Genomic DNA, 2,370 nt, shown 5'->3' on the forward strand with positions numbered 1-2,370 from the left:
GGGTGGCCCGCCGGGAGACGCCCGCCCCGGCGCCGGAGGCGGCCGAGGCCGCGGCCACCTCGCCCGCCGAGCCGGTCCGGGTCGGCCCCTGAGTACGTCCCCGCGTGCCGGCCGCCGCAGCGGCGGATACGGTACGCGGGGACATCGGTAAGGAAACCTTCCTGGAGGACGGGTGCGCGGCCTGCGGCGCTGGTGGGACGACACGGCCGGCGGCCTGCCCGCCACCTTCTGGTACCTCTGGTCCGGCCTGCTGATCAACCGGGCCGGCGCGTTCGCCCTGCTGTTCCTGTCGCTCTACCTGACCGCCGCGCGGGGCGCCTCGCCGTCCCTGGCCGGGCTGGTGGTCGGCGCGTACGGCATCGGAGGCGCCGCCGGCACGCTGCTCGGCGGGGTGCTCGCGGACCGGTGGGGCCGGCGGGCCACGCTGCTCGCCGCGCACCTCACGGCGGCCGGCCTGATGGCGGCGCTGGCGTTCAGCCGGCACCTCGCGGTGATCGCCGTGCTCGCCGCCCTGGTCGGGGTGGCGCACTCGATGCCCAGCCCGGCGTTCGTGGCGGCCATCGTGGACGTGGTGCCGGAGGCTCGGCGGTCCCGCGCCTTCAACCTCCAGTTCTGGGCGTTCAACCTGGGCATGGCGGTGGCGTCGCTGCTGGCCGGGGTGCTCGCCGAGGCGAGCTTCCTGGCGCTGTTCCTGGTCGACGCCGGGGCCACGCTGGCGGCGGCCGTGGTGATCGCACTGAAGGTGCCGGAGACGCTGACCCGCCGGCCGGCGGTCACCCCGCGGGCGGTGGTCGGACGGCGTCCCGGCCTGCACACCGCGCTGACCGACCGCACCTTCCTCACCTTCGTCGGGCTGACCTTCCTGCTGGCCGTGCTGACCATGCAGACGTCGACCATCATGCCGCTGGCGATGCGCGCGGACGGGCTGAGTCCGTCGGCGTACGGGCTGGTGGTGGCGCTGGGCGGGGCGCTGATCGTGGCCGGGCAGCTGTTCGTCCCCCGGCTGATCGAGCCGTACCGCAGGTCGACGGTGCTGGCGGTCTCCACCGGCCTGATGGCGCTCGGGTTCGGCACGCTCACCGTCGCCGACGGGCTGCCGCTCTACGTCGGCGCGGCGGTGGTCTGGACGGTCGGGCAGATGCTCGCCGCGCCACCGAACGCGCAGATCAACGCGGACCTGGCCCCGCCCGAGCTGCGCGCCCGCTACCAGTCGGTGTTCTACCTGACGTTCCCGGCGGCGTCATTCGTGGCGCCGGCGCTCGGCGGGCTGAGTCTGGAGCACCTCGGCGAGCGGCACTGGCTGGTGGTGGGCGGATTGGGCCTGGTCGCCGCGGTCGGGCACCTGCTCGCCGGCCCGCGCCGGGAGCGCCGGGTCGCGGCGTTGCGGGCGGAGTCGGCGCGCCCGGTCCGCGCCGCGCACTGACACCGGACCCCGGGAACGGCCGAGCGCCCACCCCGACCCCCGTCGAGATGGGCGCTCGTACCGTACGCCCGGCGGCGGCGGGCGACACTCACCCCCGTAAGCGTCGCCCGCTCGCGCCGCCGGTTCCACGGGCGGCACCGTCCCCCAACGGTGTGCTCCACCCGATCTTCGCGTCTCGCTTGCGCGGATCTGATCGATCCGCCGCTCCCCCGAACGAAAACAAGCGTGACGCGGTGCAATAAAGTTAGTTCGACCAGATTCCGGATTCAACCCAGATCGCTGTCTCGCCCGTCACAGCACGCGTGTCGGTGATCCGGCTGTCCCTTGCTCCGGTCTCTGCGATGGCCAACACGGGGTTCCCGTCGACCATTCCCGCAAACCTCAGCCGTCCTCGCGATTCGGGTTCTCGGTCCGGAAGAAGTTGCTCTGCCGACCGTCCCGCAGCTGCTCCTGGTAGATCAGGTTCAGTCGCCGCGAGTCGAACGTCCGGAACCAGTCGTCCCAGGTGACCTCGCGGATCCGGCTGCTCTCCCGGTAGCCGGGGATGTTGAACGTCAGCACCCCGGGCCGGTCGCCGCGCTCGGTCCCGGCGATGGTCGCCGGTTTCGCACCCCGGGCCCGCGCCCACCGCTGGATCACCTCGTGGTTACGGGTGACCAGGCTCCGGCCGGGACGCTCCGGACGGTCCGCGAGCGAGGTGATGAGCTGCGACGACCCGATCGATCGGCTGGACGCCGGACCGAGCCTCGGCGCGGCCTGGGCCGGTGCGGATGCGGCCTTCCGCGCCGGGGCCGCCTTCGCCCGCGACGGAGCAGCCTTCGCCCGCGACGGAGCTGCCTTGGCCCGCGCGGATACGGCCTTCCGCGCCGGGGCCGCCTTGGCCCGGGACGGAGCTGCCTTCGCCCGGGAGGGCGTGGCCGTCGCGCGGGCGGACGCGGCCTTCCGCG

The 2,370-nt window shown here is 74.3% G+C and carries 1 protein-coding gene and 1 pseudogene; one reads left to right on the forward strand and one right to left on the reverse strand.

Annotated elements, in window-relative coordinates; translation table 11 throughout:
* The first annotated feature begins 172 nt into the window (after window positions 1-172).
* A complete protein-coding gene (locus HUW36_RS31085) occupies window positions 173-1,423 on the forward strand; it encodes an MDR family MFS transporter (RefSeq protein ID WP_174531344.1) in 1,251 nt (416 codons plus the stop codon).
* Window positions 1,424-1,804: 381 nt separating this feature from the next.
* Here the strand turns inward: HUW36_RS31085 and HUW36_RS31090 are convergent.
* Window positions 1,805-2,370, reverse strand: a pseudogene (locus HUW36_RS31090) (hypothetical protein); the annotation flags it as partial.

Source organism: Micromonospora maritima (genome assembly GCF_902825405.1).
In the GTDB taxonomy this organism is placed as follows: domain Bacteria; phylum Actinomycetota; class Actinomycetes; order Mycobacteriales; family Micromonosporaceae; genus Micromonospora; species Micromonospora maritima.